This window comes from Streptomyces sp. NRRL S-118, from assembly GCF_000716335.1.
Taxonomy (GTDB): Bacteria; Actinomycetota; Actinomycetes; order Streptomycetales; family Streptomycetaceae; genus Streptomyces.
In genome coordinates this window covers 514,706-528,204 of sequence record NZ_KL591003.1, presented here as the reverse complement: position 1 = coordinate 528,204, position 13,499 = coordinate 514,706, and the positions used below count along the sequence as shown (strand labels likewise).

At 73.1% G+C, this 13,499-nt stretch carries 15 protein-coding genes; 6 read left to right on the top strand and 9 right to left on the bottom strand.

Going from position 1 to position 13,499, the window contains the following annotated elements; all coding sequences use genetic code 11:
- Positions 1–113: 113 nt before the first annotated feature.
- From IH00_RS0109135 to IH00_RS0109125, 3 genes are all read left to right on the top strand, one after another.
- Positions 114–1,691 (top strand): ABC transporter substrate-binding protein, encoded by a 1,578-nt coding sequence (locus IH00_RS0109135; RefSeq protein WP_031071483.1) that lies wholly within the window; start codon positions 114–116, stop codon positions 1,689–1,691.
- A 76-nt stretch (positions 1,692–1,767) separates the two neighbouring features.
- Positions 1,768–2,454: a uracil-DNA glycosylase gene (gene ung, locus IH00_RS0109130; protein ID WP_031071481.1), complete on the top strand. Its 687-nt coding sequence runs from the start codon at positions 1,768–1,770 to the stop codon at positions 2,452–2,454.
- Positions 2,455–2,822: 368 nt separating this feature from the next.
- Complete coding sequence (locus IH00_RS0109125) at positions 2,823–3,236, top strand: hypothetical protein (protein WP_052411293.1); 414 nt, start codon at positions 2,823–2,825, stop codon at positions 3,234–3,236.
- Positions 3,237–3,255: 19 nt separating this feature from the next.
- Here the strand turns inward: IH00_RS0109125 and IH00_RS0109120 are convergent, their stop codons facing one another.
- The 3 genes from IH00_RS0109120 to IH00_RS0109110 all read right to left on the bottom strand — a co-directional run bounded on the left by IH00_RS0109120 (position 3,256) and on the right by IH00_RS0109110 (position 5,082).
- Positions 3,256–3,735: a hypothetical protein gene (locus IH00_RS0109120; RefSeq protein ID WP_031071477.1), complete on the bottom strand. Its 480-nt coding sequence runs from the start codon at positions 3,733–3,735 to the stop codon at positions 3,256–3,258.
- 94 nt (positions 3,736–3,829) lie between these two features.
- Complete coding sequence (locus IH00_RS0109115) at positions 3,830–4,360, bottom strand: DinB family protein (protein ID WP_031071475.1); 531 nt, start codon at positions 4,358–4,360, stop codon at positions 3,830–3,832.
- A gap of 41 nt (positions 4,361–4,401) precedes the next feature.
- Positions 4,402–5,082: a TetR/AcrR family transcriptional regulator gene (locus IH00_RS0109110; RefSeq protein WP_031071473.1), complete on the bottom strand. Its 681-nt coding sequence runs from the start codon at positions 5,080–5,082 to the stop codon at positions 4,402–4,404.
- A gap of 86 nt (positions 5,083–5,168) precedes the next feature.
- On the opposite strand from IH00_RS0109110, the gene IH00_RS0109105 reads away from it, so the two are divergent.
- Together IH00_RS0109105 and IH00_RS0109100 are read left to right on the top strand one after the other, a co-directional pair.
- Positions 5,169–6,398: an FAD-dependent monooxygenase gene (locus tag IH00_RS0109105; RefSeq protein WP_031071471.1), complete on the top strand. Its 1,230-nt coding sequence runs from the start codon at positions 5,169–5,171 to the stop codon at positions 6,396–6,398.
- A gap of 10 nt (positions 6,399–6,408) precedes the next feature.
- On the top strand, positions 6,409–7,323 hold the full coding sequence (locus IH00_RS0109100; protein WP_031071470.1) for a Gfo/Idh/MocA family protein: 915 nt from the start codon (positions 6,409–6,411) through the stop codon (positions 7,321–7,323).
- On the opposite strand, the gene lnt is transcribed toward IH00_RS0109100, so the two are convergent.
- The 6 genes from lnt to IH00_RS0109070 form a co-directional block, all read right to left on the bottom strand.
- Positions 7,238–8,857 carry an apolipoprotein N-acyltransferase gene (gene lnt / locus IH00_RS0109095; protein WP_199819723.1) on the bottom strand — a complete coding sequence of 540 codons (1,620 nt, stop codon included), beginning with the start codon at positions 8,855–8,857 and terminating at the stop codon, positions 7,238–7,240. The two genes, IH00_RS0109100 and lnt, sit on opposite strands and share 86 nt — an antisense overlap.
- Positions 8,858–8,906: 49 nt before the next feature.
- Positions 8,907–9,365, bottom strand: coding sequence for a nuclear transport factor 2 family protein (locus tag IH00_RS0109090; RefSeq protein WP_199819712.1), 459 nt, complete (start codon positions 9,363–9,365; stop codon positions 8,907–8,909).
- 93 nt (positions 9,366–9,458) lie between these two features.
- Positions 9,459–9,674: a hypothetical protein gene (locus tag IH00_RS0109085; protein ID WP_031071464.1), complete on the bottom strand. Its 216-nt coding sequence runs from the start codon at positions 9,672–9,674 to the stop codon at positions 9,459–9,461.
- Positions 9,675–9,886: 212 nt separating this feature from the next.
- Positions 9,887–10,063 carry a hypothetical protein gene (locus tag IH00_RS43300; RefSeq protein WP_199819711.1) on the bottom strand — a complete coding sequence of 59 codons (177 nt, stop codon included), beginning with the start codon at positions 10,061–10,063 and terminating at the stop codon, positions 9,887–9,889.
- Between the two features lie 94 nt (positions 10,064–10,157).
- On the bottom strand, positions 10,158–11,033 hold the full coding sequence (locus tag IH00_RS0109075; RefSeq protein WP_031071462.1) for an undecaprenyl-diphosphate phosphatase: 876 nt from the start codon (positions 11,031–11,033) through the stop codon (positions 10,158–10,160).
- Positions 11,034–11,168: 135 nt separating this feature from the next.
- On the bottom strand, positions 11,169–11,882 hold the full coding sequence (locus tag IH00_RS0109070) for a TVP38/TMEM64 family protein (protein ID WP_031071460.1): 714 nt from the start codon (positions 11,880–11,882) through the stop codon (positions 11,169–11,171).
- Positions 11,883–12,329: 447 nt separating this feature from the next.
- Here IH00_RS0109070 and tuf point away from each other — a divergent pair, with 447 nt between their 5' ends.
- Entirely contained in the window at positions 12,330–13,499 is a 1,170-nt protein-coding gene (gene tuf, locus IH00_RS0109060; RefSeq protein ID WP_031071458.1) for an elongation factor Tu, read from the top strand.

Below are 13,499 nucleotides of genomic sequence, written 5' to 3'. Positions count from 1 at the left end.
CGTATTGTTCCTGATTGACTGATGCTGCCAAGCGCCCCGCCAGACCTGCGCATTGATCTGGCGGGGCGCTGCGGTATGGTCGGCCGACCCATGGCTGAATGAGGAGCGTGCACGTGTTCAACCGGACCAGTCTGCAGGCCGCTGCAGCCCTTGCGTCCATATCCCTGCTGGCGGGCTGCGGCCTCCTTTCCGAAGATGACGCCGATGGGGAAGACAAGATCATTGTCGGTACGACGAGTGCTCCCAGTACGCTCGATCCCGCGGCCGCTTGGGACGGTTCATGGGAGTTGTACCGGAATGTCTTCCAGACTCTGCTGAGTTTTCCGACCGGAAGTACGACTCCTCAGCCGGATGCCGCGGACTGCAAGTTCACCGATGCGTCGAGCAAGGTCTTCCAGTGCGAGCTGAAGGACGGCCTGACGTTCTCCGACGGCGCCAAGCTCGACGCCCAGGCCGTCAAGCACTCGATCGACCGCATCCGGAAGATCGACGCGAAGGGCGGCCCGAACGGACTGCTCGGCTCGCTCGACCGGATCGCCGTCAACGGTGACGCGACCATCGTGTTCCACCTGAAGGAACCCGACGCGACCTTCCCGTACATCCTCGCCACCCCGGCGATGTCGATCGTGTCCCCGGAGAAGTACCCCGAGGACGAGCTGCGCGAGGACGGCAAGGTCACCGGATCCGGGCCTTATGTCCTCGAGGAGTACGAAGAGGGCGTCAAGGCCGAGCTGACGAGGAACCCCCAGTACAAGGGCTTCGCGGACCGCAAGAACAACGGCGTCACCATCCGCTACTTCGACACCTCGGAGACGATGGTCGCGGCGCTGAAGAAGAAGGAGATCGACGCCACGTACCGCGGTCTGACCGCGGAGGAGGTCGTCGACCTGAGGGAGAAGAAGCCGGCCAACGAGGGACTGCAGCTGGTGGAGTCCACCGGCGCCGACATCCGTTACCTGGTCTTCAACCCCAAGGACCCCGCCGCCGGCAAGATCGCGGTGCGCAAGGCGATCGCCCAGGTCGTCGACCGTGAGGCCCTGGTCGCCAAGGTCTACCAGGGCACCGCCGAGCCGCTGTACTCGATGGTGCCGAAGGGTATCGCCGGACACACCACCGAGTTCTTCGACCGGTACGGCGAGCCGGACGTCGACAAGGCCGAGAAGATCCTGCGCGACGCCGGCATCGACGCGCCCGTGAAGCTGACGTTCTGGTACACCACCGACCGTTACGGCTCCGCCACGGCTCCCGAGTTCGCCGAGCTCAAGCGGCAGCTCGACGCCTCCGGCCTCTTCAAGGTGACCCTGCAGGGCAAGCCCTGGAAGGAGTTCCAGGCCGGCTACCAGAAGGGCGACTACCCGGTGTTCGGCCGAGGCTGGTTCCCCGACTTCCCGGACCCGGACAACTTCATCGCGCCGTTCGTCGGCAAGGAGAACGTCCTCTCGACGCCGTACGAGCGGCCCGAGATCACCGAGCAGCTCCTGCCGCTCTCGCGCCGCGAGAGCGACCGCGGCGCGGTCAGCAAGGAATTCGAGAAGGCCCAGGAGATCCTCGGCAACGACGTGCGCCTGCTGCCGCTGTGGCAGGGCAAGCTGTACGTCGCCGCCAAGGAGGAGATCGCGGGCGGCGAGCGGGCCCTCGACCCGCAGACCGTCATGCAGATGTGGGAGCTGCACCGGCAGACCGCCTGGTAGGAGCCTCCTGGCTCCGTTGTCAGTGGGCGCAGGTAGGTTCGGGCACACAAACGATCGATCTTCGGAGGTTGTTGACGTGACCGACACCTACCTGCTGCCCGAGTCCTGGCGCGGCGTCCTCGGCGACGAGCTGCAGAAGCCGTACTTCAAGCTGCTCACCGAGTTCGTCGAGGAGGAGCGGGCCAAGGGGCCGGTCTACCCGCCGCGCGAGGAGGTGTTCGCCGCTCTGGAGGCCACTCCGTACGACCAGGTCAAGGTGCTCATCCTCGGCCAGGATCCGTACCACGGGGAGGGCCAGGGGCACGGACTGTGCTTCTCGGTGCGGCCGGGCGTCAAGACGCCGCCGTCCCTGCGGAACATCTACAAGGAGATGCAGGAGGAGCTCGGGCACCCGGTGCCGGACAACGGCTACCTGATGCCGTGGGCCCGCCAGGGCGTCCTGCTGCTGAACGCCGTCCTGACCGTGCGGGGCGGCGAGGCCAACTCCCACAAGGGCAAGGGCTGGGAGAAGTTCACGGACGCGGTGATCACCGCCGTGGCCTCGCGTCCGGACCCGGCGGTCTTCGTCCTCTGGGGCAACTACGCGCAGAAGAAGCTGCCGCTGATCGACGAGACGCGGCACGCGGTCGTCAAGGGGGCGCACCCCTCCCCGCTCTCCGCGAAGAAGTTCTTCGGCTCCCGCCCCTTCACGCAGATCGACGAGGCGGTCAAGGCGCAGGGACACGAGCCGATCGACTGGCGGATCCCGAACCTGGGCGCCTGACCGGCCCGTCCGTACCGGCCTCCGTCCGGATCGGCCTCCGTCGGTACCGGCCTCCGTCCGGATCGGCCTCCGTCGGTGCCGGCCTGCCGACCGGCCCCGCCCCGGCCGGCACTCGGGCGGCCTCGGCCCCGCCTCGGGCGCGGCGCCACCACCGGCCGGGGGCCTGGCGCTCATCCCGGCCCCCGGCCCGGGTGCTCATCCCGGCCCCCTGCCCGCCGGCGTCCGCCGGCGGGGCGGTGCGGGCCGTCCGGGCGCGGACCGCGGGTGCTGCGGATAGCGTCGGTACACGACCGATCAGTGGAGGCCGCGTGCAGGACCACCAGCAGAGGACGGACGGCGCCGTCCCGACCAGGATCGGGCAGGCGGCCATGCTGCTCCACGGCGGGGACCGCGAGGAGGCCCGCAACCGCCTCCGGGCGCTGTGGGACCAGCTCGGCGCGGACGGCGACCCGCTCCACCGGTGCACGCTCGCCCGCTACATGGCCGACGCCCAGGACGACCCCGACGACGAGCTCGCCTGGGACCTGCGGGCGCTGAGCGCGGCGGAGGGCGCCGGCGGGGAGCCGTCCGCCCGGAGCGCCGCGGCGGTGGCGCTCCGCGCGCTCCGCCCCTCCCTCCACCTCGACGTCGCCGCCGACTACCTGGCGCTGCGCCGCCCGGACGCCGCCCGGACGCATCTCGACCGGGCCCGTGCCGCCTCGGGAGCCCTGGACGACGACCGGTACGGCAGCGGCGTCCGGGCCGCCATCGAGCGCCTGGAGCGGCGCCTGGGCGGCATCTGAGGCCGACGGCCGCGGCGCGTCAGCGGCGGTAGGTGCCGCGGCAGGTCCGGGACTCCTGGCTGCCCGGCTGCCAGCCGCCGTAGTCCTCGCCCAGGGCGCACACGTCCGGGAGGGTGACCGGTACCGACGGCGGCGCCGGGGGACGGACCTGTGGAAGCTGCTCGCGCGGCCGGTCGACGGCCGGTCCCCCCGGCGCTCGGGGCGGCCGCGGCGGCCGGTCGTCGTCGTGGGGTGCGCCGCCGCCGGTCCCCGGTACCGGGTGACCCGGCCTCGCCGCCGGTACTCGCGGCGAATCGGTGGGCGCCGGCGGCAGGGCCGCTTCCAGGGCCTCGCGCGCCGGACCCTCGACGATCTGCGGCGCGACGTCCTGCACCGGGCGGCTCGCCTCCGGGGCGGCCGGCCCCGGGCCGGGGGGCGGCTGCACCGACACGCAGCCGGAAGCGGCCGCCGCCATCGCCACGGCCGTCAGGACCTTCGCTGGGATTCTGGTTCGCTGCACCCGGCAACTGTGGTGGGTGGACACCCTCTTGAGGGCCGCTACCCGCGGTTATTGATCCACACGGGTGACGGCCGTGAGGGGCGGGGCTGGATGATCAGTCGCCGGTCGCGCCGTCCACGCGCTCGCGGATCAGGTCGGCATGACCGTTGTGGCGGGCGTACTCCTCGATCATGTGGGTGTAGATCCAGCGGAGGTTGAACAACTCCCCGCTGCGGCTCCGGCCGGCGGACACCTCGTCGAGCGAGCGGCCGCCGGCCCGCTCCCGGGCGTGCCCGATCTCCTCCTGCCAGGTGGCGTACGCCTCGTCCCAGGTGTGGTCCTCCGTGACGTGGAAGTCCCCGTCGGGGTCCTCGTCGGACCAGTGGAGCGGCGCCGCGTCCTCACCCGTCAGGATGCGGCGGAACCAGTGGCGCTCCACGTCGGCCATGTGCCGCACGAGACCCAGCAGTGTCAGCTCGGACGGCGGGGCCGATGCCTGGCGCAGCTGCTCGTCGTCGAGGCCCTGGCACTTCAGGGCCAGCGTCGCGCGGTGGTAGTCGAGCCAGCCCTCCAGCGACTCGCGCTCCCCGGCGAGCGTGGAGGGCTCCGTGCGGGGGTCCTGGGCGGGCTGTTCGGTAGTCGTCATGACGGGCATCCTCGCCCCGGCCGGACCGGCGGCGCCAGCGGTTATCGGCCCAGCATGCCGCGCAGCAACTCCTCGAGCCCGGCGCGGAGTTCCGCCCGGTCCGGCACGGTGGCGTGGAACGAGCCCACGGCGCAGGAGAACATCAGCCCCTCGGCCCATGCCACCAGCGACAGGGTGTGGCGGTCCGGTGCGGCGGAACCGGCCGCCCGCATCAGTGCGGTCAGCGGCTCGCGGAAGCGGCGGCCCGCGGTGTCGTAGAAGCCGCGCAGCTCGGGGCGCCGGGTGGCCTCCAGAGCCAGCTCGTAGCGGGCCACGAGCAGGTCACGGTGGTGGGTCAGGTAGCGGTGCAGAGCCAGCGACAGGGCGTCGAGGACGGCATCGAGCCCGGCCCCTGGGTCGGAAGCTCCCCCCGCAGAGCCGCCGTCCGGGCCGGAGCCGGCGTCCGGGCCGGTGTCCGCGCCGGAGCCGTCCCCCGCGCCGGCGCGGGAGCCCGCGGGCCCCGGGGACGGCAGTTCGTCCGGCCCGAGCACCTGCGCCTCGCGGTCGGCCAGCCGCCGGACCGCCGCCTCCAGCAGGGCCTGCCGTGTCCTCGCATGGTTCGACGTCGAGCCCTGGGGGAGCCCCGCGCGCTCGTCCACCGCGCGGTGGGTCAGCCCCCGCATGCCCCGCTCGGCGAGCAGGGCGAGGGCGGTGTCGGCGATGAGCTCGGCGCGAGGGGTCATGAGGACAACCTACCGCGAGAACTACAGCTGTAGTACGGTGACGGGTGTCGCCTACTACAGCTGTAGTGCAGGTTCCTGGAGGAGTCATGGACAACCGACCGGCCCCGCCCCACGCCGTCGTCATCGGCAGCGGCATCGGCGGGCTCACCGCCGCCGTGGCCCTGCACCGGCGGGGCTGGCGCATCACCGTACTGGAGCGCGCCGCCTCGCTCCGGCCCGTCGGCGCCGGCCTCGGCCTCGCCCCCAACGCCCTGCGCGCCCTGGACGTCATCGGCCTCGGCGACGAGGTCCGGGCCCTGGCGGCCTGGCAGGGTGACGGCGGGCTGCGCACCCCCGGAGGCCGCTGGCTCTCCCGCACGAACGCGCGGGTCGCCGCCGAGAGGTACGGCGGCCCCCTCGTCGCGCTCCACCGGGCCACCCTCGTCGAGCTGCTCGCCTCCCGGCTGCCCGACGGGGCCCTGCGCACCGGAGCCCCCGCGGAACTCGCGGACCCCGGGGTACCCGGCGGCCGCCCCGCCCGCGTCACCACGCCCGACGGGGAGTTCGACGCCGACCTCGTCATCGGCGCCGACGGCATCCACTCGGCCGTCCGCACCGCCCTGTTCCCCGCCCACCCGGGCCCGCGGTACACCGGCCTCACGAGCTGGCGCCTGGTCGTCCCCGCGCCGCCGAGGCCCTTCCACCCCCATGAGACGTGGGGCCGTGGCGTCCTGTGGGGCACCCAGCCGCTCAAGGACGGCCGGGTCTACGCGTACGCGGCGGCCGTCGCCCCCGCCGGTGGGCACAGCCCCGACGGGGAGAGGGCCGAACTGCTGCGCCGCTGCGGCGACTGGCACGACCCGGTCCCCGCGCTCCTCGCCGCCGCCGGTGAGGACGGTGTCCTGCGGCACGACATCCACCACCTCGCCGTCCCCCTGCCCGCCTTCCACCGCGGCCGCACCGCCCTGCTCGGCGACTCCGCCCACGCGATGGCCCCCACCCTCGGCCAGGGCGGCAACCAGGCCATCGAGGACGGGATCGTGCTCGCCCACCACCTGGCACCCCGAGCCGACCTCGGCGCCGGTCTCGCGGCCTACTCCGCGGACCGCCTGCCCCGCACCACCGCCATCGTCCGCAAGGCCGCCCGGGTCACCGCGCTCCACACCCGGGACGGCCGCCCGTTCGTCCTGCTGCGCAACGCCCTCGTGGCGCTGGCCGGCCTCGCCGGTCCCGGACTCGCCCTGCGCGCCTTCGACGGCATCGCCGACTGGCACCCCCCGCAACACGGAACCGGCACGCGGACATACGATCACGACGACCGTCAGGCACTTCGATAGGGAGACCCCCGTGAAGATCGGCTGCATCGGGCTCGGCGACATCGCGCGGAAGGCCTATCTGCCCGTTCTCGCCACCCGGCCCGGCGCGGAGCTGCACCTGCAGACCCGCACCCCGGCCACCCTCGCCCGGGTCGCGGAGACGTACCACGTCCCGGCGGAGCGCCGCCACGCCGATCTCGACTCCCTCCTGGCCGCCGGGATCGACGCCGCGTTCGTCCACGCGCCGACCGACGCGCACCCCGAGATCGTCACCCGGCTCCTGGAGGCCGGCGTGCCGACGTACGTCGACAAGCCGCTCGCCTACCGGATCGAGGACTCACGCCGCCTGGTGGAGCTCGCCGAGGCGCGCGCAACCGGCCTCGCCGTCGGGTTCAACCGCCGCTACGCCCCCTCCTACGCGCAGTGCCTGGACCACCCGCGCGACCTGGTCCTGATGCAGAAGAACCGGATCGGGCTGCCGGAGGACCCGCGCACCTTCGTCCTCGACGACTTCATCCACGTCGTCGACACCCTGCGCTTCCTGCTGCCGGGCGAGGCCGACCACATCGACGTGCGCGTCCGGATCCGCGACGGGCTGATGCACCACGTCGTGCTCCAGATGTCGGGCGACGGGTTCACCGCGATCGGCATGATGAACCGGATGAACGGCTCCACCGAGGAGATCCTCGAAGTCTCCGGCCAGGACACCAAGCGGCAGGTCCTCAACCTCTCCGAGGTCGTCGACCACAAGGGCCAGCCCACCCTGCGCCGCCGCGGCGACTGGGTGCCCGTCGCCCGGCAGCGCGGCATCGAACAGGTCGCGCTGGCCTTCCTGGACGCCGTGGCCGCGGGGAAGGGGATCAGCGCCCGCGACGCGCTGAGGACTCACGAGCTGTGCGAGCGGGTGGTACGGGACGCCCTCGACCAGGCCGGCCGGGCCGGCTGAGCGGCCCCAGGGAGCGTACCGCCTCGGCGGCCAGCAGCACCGCCAGTACGGCGAGCGCGGCGTACACCGGCCAGTCGCCGAACCGCGCGTACGGCGTCGTGGCGTCCGACAGCGGGATGTCGTACACGGCCGACGCACTGCGCTGGGTACCCAGCGGGGAGCCGATGGGGGCGCCGTCGGCGCCGTACACCGCGCTCACGCCGGTGAGTGTCGCGTGGACCACCGGCCGGCCCGTCTCGGCCGCCCGGAGCGCCGCCAGGGAGGCGTGCTGCCCGGGCGCCCAGCTGTCCTGGAACGTCGACGTCGCCGACTGGGCCACCAGCAACCGGGCGCCGTCGCGGGCCAGTCGGCGGCTCATGTCGGGGAACGCCGACTCGAAGCACACCAGCGGACCGAGCCGGAGCCCCTCGTCGCCGACGGCCATCACCACGGGCTGCGTACCGCGGCGGCGGTCCTCGGCCGCCGCCTTGCCGACCGAGGTGGCCCAGCCCAGCAGCGAGCGCAGCGGGACGTACTCGCCGAACGGCACCAGCCGCATCTTGTCGTAGCGGTCACCAGTGGGCCCCTGGGGCCCGATCAGAACGCTGCTCTTGTAGATGCCCGGGCGGTCCGAGCGCCGTGCGTCCACATTGACCAGCACCTCGGCGCCCACCTCGCGGGAGAGCGCGGCGAGCCGGCGGGCCAGGTCCGGCCGCGCCGCCAGGTCCGCGCCCACGCTGCTCTCGCCCCACACCACCAGATCCACGTCCCGGCCGGCCAGCTCCCGGGTGAGCTCCTCGCCGCGGGCCACCCGCCGTTCGGCGCCGCCGACGCCGTTGATGACCCCGGGCTGGACGACGGCCACCCGGACCTCCCCGGCCGGCCGCGGTGACGGCACCCACCACCACGCCGTGCCGGCGGTCAGCGCACACACGGCGAGGCCGGCGACCGCCGCCGTCCGCGCGGACGGCACCGACACCAGCACGGCCACGGCCGTGTTGACCCCCACCACCAGCAGGCTCGCCAGCCACACACCGCCCAGCGACGCCACCCGCAGGACGGCGTCCACCTGCCACTGGCTCGCGCCCAGCAGCCCCCACGGACCGCCCAGCCCCTCCCAGGACCGCACCAGCTCCACCATCAGCCAGCCGGACGGTACGACCACCACGGCGGCGGCCGCCCGGCCCCGGGACGGCGCCCGCGCCAGCATCAGCCGCACCAGCCAGCCCCAGGGGGCCCACAACAGCCCGAGCAGCGCGGCCAGCACCAGGATGAAGACATGGAGGCTCGGCATCAGCCAGTGGTGCAGCGCCAGCATGAAGCCCAGACCGCCCAGCCAGCCGTCCAGGGCGGCACGGCCACCGGTGGGCGCGGTCCGGATCAGCAGCAGCCACGGCACCAGCGCCACGTACGCGAACCACCACCAGGAAGGTGCCGGAAACGCCAGCGCCGGCAGGGCCCCCGCGGCGACCGCCGCCGCGGCCCGCCACCAGCGCGAGACGAGCAGCCGCCTCACGGCGTCCCGCCGAGCGACCGCAATCCGCACGCCGCGCATCCGCATACCGCGCCTCCTCGGGGGTGACGCCTCCAGTGTGCGCGAGCGATCAGTCCGCCGACAGTACGCCCGTGGCGCGTCGCCACTTCTCCCGTACGACCACCGAGCACAGCCGCCAGCCGCCGTCGGTGCGCCGCAGCCCGAAGGCGTACCGCCCGCCCGTGACGATGTCGTCGCCCGACTCCAGCCGCATCGGGTTGACGTAGTCGGCGAGCGCCTCGGCACTGTCACCGGGGAAGCCGTCCACCTCCTCGATGCGCACCCGCCGGTTGACGACGAGGTGCTGGCGCACGGGGAACCGCAGCATCGCCTCCGCCAGCCAGTCGGCGACCTCGCCCGCCGGGCCGGCGATGCCGCCCGCCGTCCGGTAGTCCGCCCGCCCGTCGGGGGTGAACAGTTCCCGGTACGCGGCCCAGTCCGCGTCGTCCACGGCCACCGCGTAACCGGTGATGAGTTCGTCGATGGCCAGCCGGTCCATCACGGTCGCGAGGTCCACGCGCTGCGTCATCCGGCCAGTGTTGAGCAGCCGCGGCGCCACGCCAAGGGCACTGCACCCTCCACCAGCCGCACGGGTCGCGCCCGGACCGGTCGCGCGGGCCGCTCAGGCGGCTTCCCACTGGTGGGCGCGGCCGCCGCGCCACTCGACCAGGTGCGGGTCGTCGAGCGAGATGTCGGCTTCCTCGAGACCGGCGCGCCGGAGGAACTCCATGAGGTCGGCGTCGTTGTGGGCGAGTCCGGCGATCCGTCCGCGGATGGTGACGCGCCGGCCTCCGCCGGGGGAGGGGCGGTGGACGACGACGGGTGCCTGCCAGGCCATGGGACCAGGGTGCGCCCGGCGGCCCTTGATCGCACCTGCCCCCGGGGGGCGCTCACACGGGGTGTGAAGGAAACGCATGCATATATGCGTCACGCGCCCTCGCGGGCGTCCGGCTCCGCGCGGCACGCTGTTCCTGCGTGTTCGGGCCGGAGGAACCCGGGCCACGGGCCGCCGGTCACCCCCCTGCCGGCGGCCCCACGCGCATGCTCGGGCTATGCGGCCTTCGCGACGTCGCCGTGCTGCGCCGCGGCCCAGGCCACCACGAGCCGGTGGTAGATCCGCTGCTCGTCCGCCGACAGCCGGCCGCCGGAACGCACCCACAGTTCACGGATCGCGCGGTTCAGCGCGTCCGCGGAGGGCTGGTCAGAGTCGACTGGGGTCTTGAACATGGCATCCAGGTTAGGGGCGAAGTCCGACAATCCTCCCCCGGCGGGGGCGTGGCATCCGCCACGGCCCCGCCGGAGCGACGCTCGCGTCCCGGGATCAGCCCGCGGACTCACCCGCGTGCGGGCTCAGCACACCCAGTGCCACCAGGGCGAACAGCACGATGCCGAGCAGTATCCGGTAGATCACGAAGGGCATGAAGCTCTTCGTCGTGATGAATTTCATGAACCACGCGATGACGGCGTATCCGACCCCGAAGGCGATGATCGTCGCGAAGATCGTCGGGCCCCAGGACACGTGGCCGCCCTCGGTCGCGTCCTTCAGCTCGAACAGGCCCGAGGCCAGCACCGCCGGAATGGCCAGCAGGAACGAGTAGCGGGCCGCGGCCTCCCGGGTGTAGCTCATCAGCAGGCCACCGCTGATCGTCGCGCCGGACCGGGAGACGCCGGGGATCAGCGCCATCGCCTGGCACAGCCCGAAGATCAGCCCGTCCTTCACGCCCAGGTCCTGCAGCGTCTTGCGCTCGGGTGCCGCGCGGTGCCGGCCGCCCTCCTCGACGCGGGCCGCCAGGCGGTCGGCGATGCCGAGGACGATGCCCATGACGATGAGCGTCGTGGCGATCAGGCGCAGGTCGCGGAACGGGCCCTCGATGTGGTCCTTGAGGGTGACGCCCAGCACACCGATCGGGATCGAGCCGACGATCACGAGCCACCCCATCCGGGCGTCGTGGTCCGCGCGCAGCGACTTGTCCGTCAGGGACCGGAACCACGCCGACACGATGCGCGCGATGTCCTGGCGGAAGTAGATCAGCACGGCCGTCTCCGTACCGATCTGGGTGATGGCGGTGAAGGCCGCGCCCGGGTCGGACCAGCCCGCGAAGGCCGCGGTCAGCCGCAGATGGGCGCTGGAGGAGATGGGGAGGAACTCCGTCAGCCCCTGGACGAGTCCGAGGACGAACGATTCGAACCAATTCATGGGGCTAGGGCCGTCCCGAAGGTGCTCGTGCGGTCAATGGCGGCAGCAGCGATCAACGCGGTGGACGATGATCGGCGCCTGGTCGGTGCGCAGCGTACCGTCCCAAGGTGAATGAACGGTTCGCGGACGCCGGGCTCAGCGCCCGGCTGCGCCGCGCAGGCGGTGGCGCTTGCACCAGGCGACCACCGCCGCCGCGAGCCCCGTCAGGACGATGAACCCCGTCGCGAGGAGGAACGCCGGGGACGTCGGCGACGCGGCCTCGCTGCCCGCGACCACGTACGCCGCGGTGTTCGGGACCGAACCGATGCCCGTGGCCAGCAGGAACGGCGCGTATCCCATCCGCGAGACCGCGGAGCAGTAGTTCGCCGCGGCGAACGGAACGCCCGGGAAGAGGCGGATCGCCAGCATCGAGCGGAACCCGTGCCGGCTCAGCTGCCCGTCCGCCGCCGTCAGCCAGCGCCCGCGCAGCAGCGGACGCAGCGCGTCCTGCCCCAGCAGCCGGCCCAGCGTGAAGGCGATGCCCGCCCCCAGCACCGTCCCGGCGACCGCCGCGGCCAGTCCCGCCTGGGAACCGAAGAGCGCGCCCGCCGCCAGGTTCAGGATCGGCCGCGGCACGAAGGCCGCGGTGCACAGTCCGTACGCCAGCGCGAACAGCACCACCGCGCCCGCGCCGCCGATCTGCGGCGGCCAGCCCGCTGACAGCAGCCGCTGCGGTTCGTACAGCAGCACGGCCGACGCCGCGGACGCGAGCATGACCAGCAGCAGCGAGAGCCGGGACCACGGTGACATGAGCGCCCGGGAACAGCGGACGGCGAGCGTGGCCTGGGGCCGTGTGACGGGGTCGAGCATCCGGGGAGATTAACCGACGAAGACGGCTGATCGCCGCACCTCCGCCCCCACCTGCGCGAACCCGCCGCCCCGCACCCACCGGACCGCTCCCTCCCGCCACGCCGTCCCGTCCCGCACGCGTCCCGTCCACCACGCCGTCGCTCCCGGCACGCCGTCCCGAACCGCCACGCCGACCCTTCGCTCGCGGCCGCCCGCGAGGAAAACCGTTCGACCGCGCGGCCGCCGCTGAGCGATGATCAGCGGCATGTTCCGGTACGCCTTCCCCGCAGCGCCGTCCGCAGTCGCGGACGCGCCGAAGGCTGCCGCGTTCACCTTCCCGGCCGCCCTCGACGGCGCCCGAAGCTGACCCTTCCCGGATCGTCCGGCGGACCCCGCAGGGGGAGGGTCGGTACGGCGCAGGGGTCCCGCTTCCACCGCTCATGTTCCGGGAAGGAACAGCAGACAGTCATGTCCAAGACGGCATACGTGCGCACCAAGCCGCACCTCAACATCGGCACCATGGGCCACGTCGACCACGGCAAGACCACCCTGACCGCCGCCATCACCAAGGTCCTCAGCGAGCGCGGCACCGGCACCTACGTGCCGTTCGACCGGATCGACCGGGCGCCCGAGGAGGCGCAGCGCGGCATCACCATCAACATCGCGCACGTCGAGTACGAGACCGACACCCGGCACTACGCGCACGTCGACATGCCGGGGCACGCCGACTACGTCAAGAACATGGTCACCGGCGCCGCGCAGCTCGACGGGGCCATCCTCGTCGTCTCCGCGCTCGACGGGATCATGCCCCAGACCGCCGAGCACGTGCTGCTCGCCCGCCAGGTCGGTGTGGACCACATCGTCGTCGCCCTCAACAAGGCCGACGCGGGCGACGACGAGCTGACGGACCTCGTCGAGCTGGAGGTGCGCGACCTGCTCACCGCCCACGGTTACGGCGGCGACTCGGTGCCGGTCGTACGGGTGTCGGGGCTGCGCGCCCTGGAGGGCGACCCGCGCTGGACCGCGGCCGTCGAGGCGCTGCTGGACGCCGTGGACACCTATGTGCCCATGCCGGAGCGGTACGTCGACGCGCCGTTCCTGATGCCGGTGGAGAACGTGCTCACCATCACCGGACGCGGCACCGTGGTCACGGGTGCCGTCGAGCGCGGCACGGTGCGGATCGGCGACCGCGTCGAGGTGCTCGGCGCGGACACCACGACGGTCGTCACCGGCCTGGAGACCTTCGGCAAGCCGATGGAGTCCGCCCAGGCCGGCGACAACGTGGCGCTGCTGCTGCGCGGGGTGCCGCGCGACGCGGTCCGCCGCGGCCACGTCGTGGCGGCGCCCGGCAGCGTCGTCCCGAGCCGCCGCTTCACGGCGCAGGTGTACGTCCTGTCGGGGCGCGAGGGCGGGCGCACCACACCGGTGTCGACCGGCTACCGGCCGCAGTTCTACATCCGCACCGCGGACGTCGTGGGCGACGTGGACCTGGGCGAGCGGGCGGTCGCGCGCCCCGGCGACACCGTCACGATGACGGTCGAGCTGGGCCGTGACGTACCGCTCGAGCCGGGGCTGGGCTTCGCGATCCGCGAGGGCGGCCGTACGGTCGGCGCCGGAACGGTGACCGAGGTCGGCTGA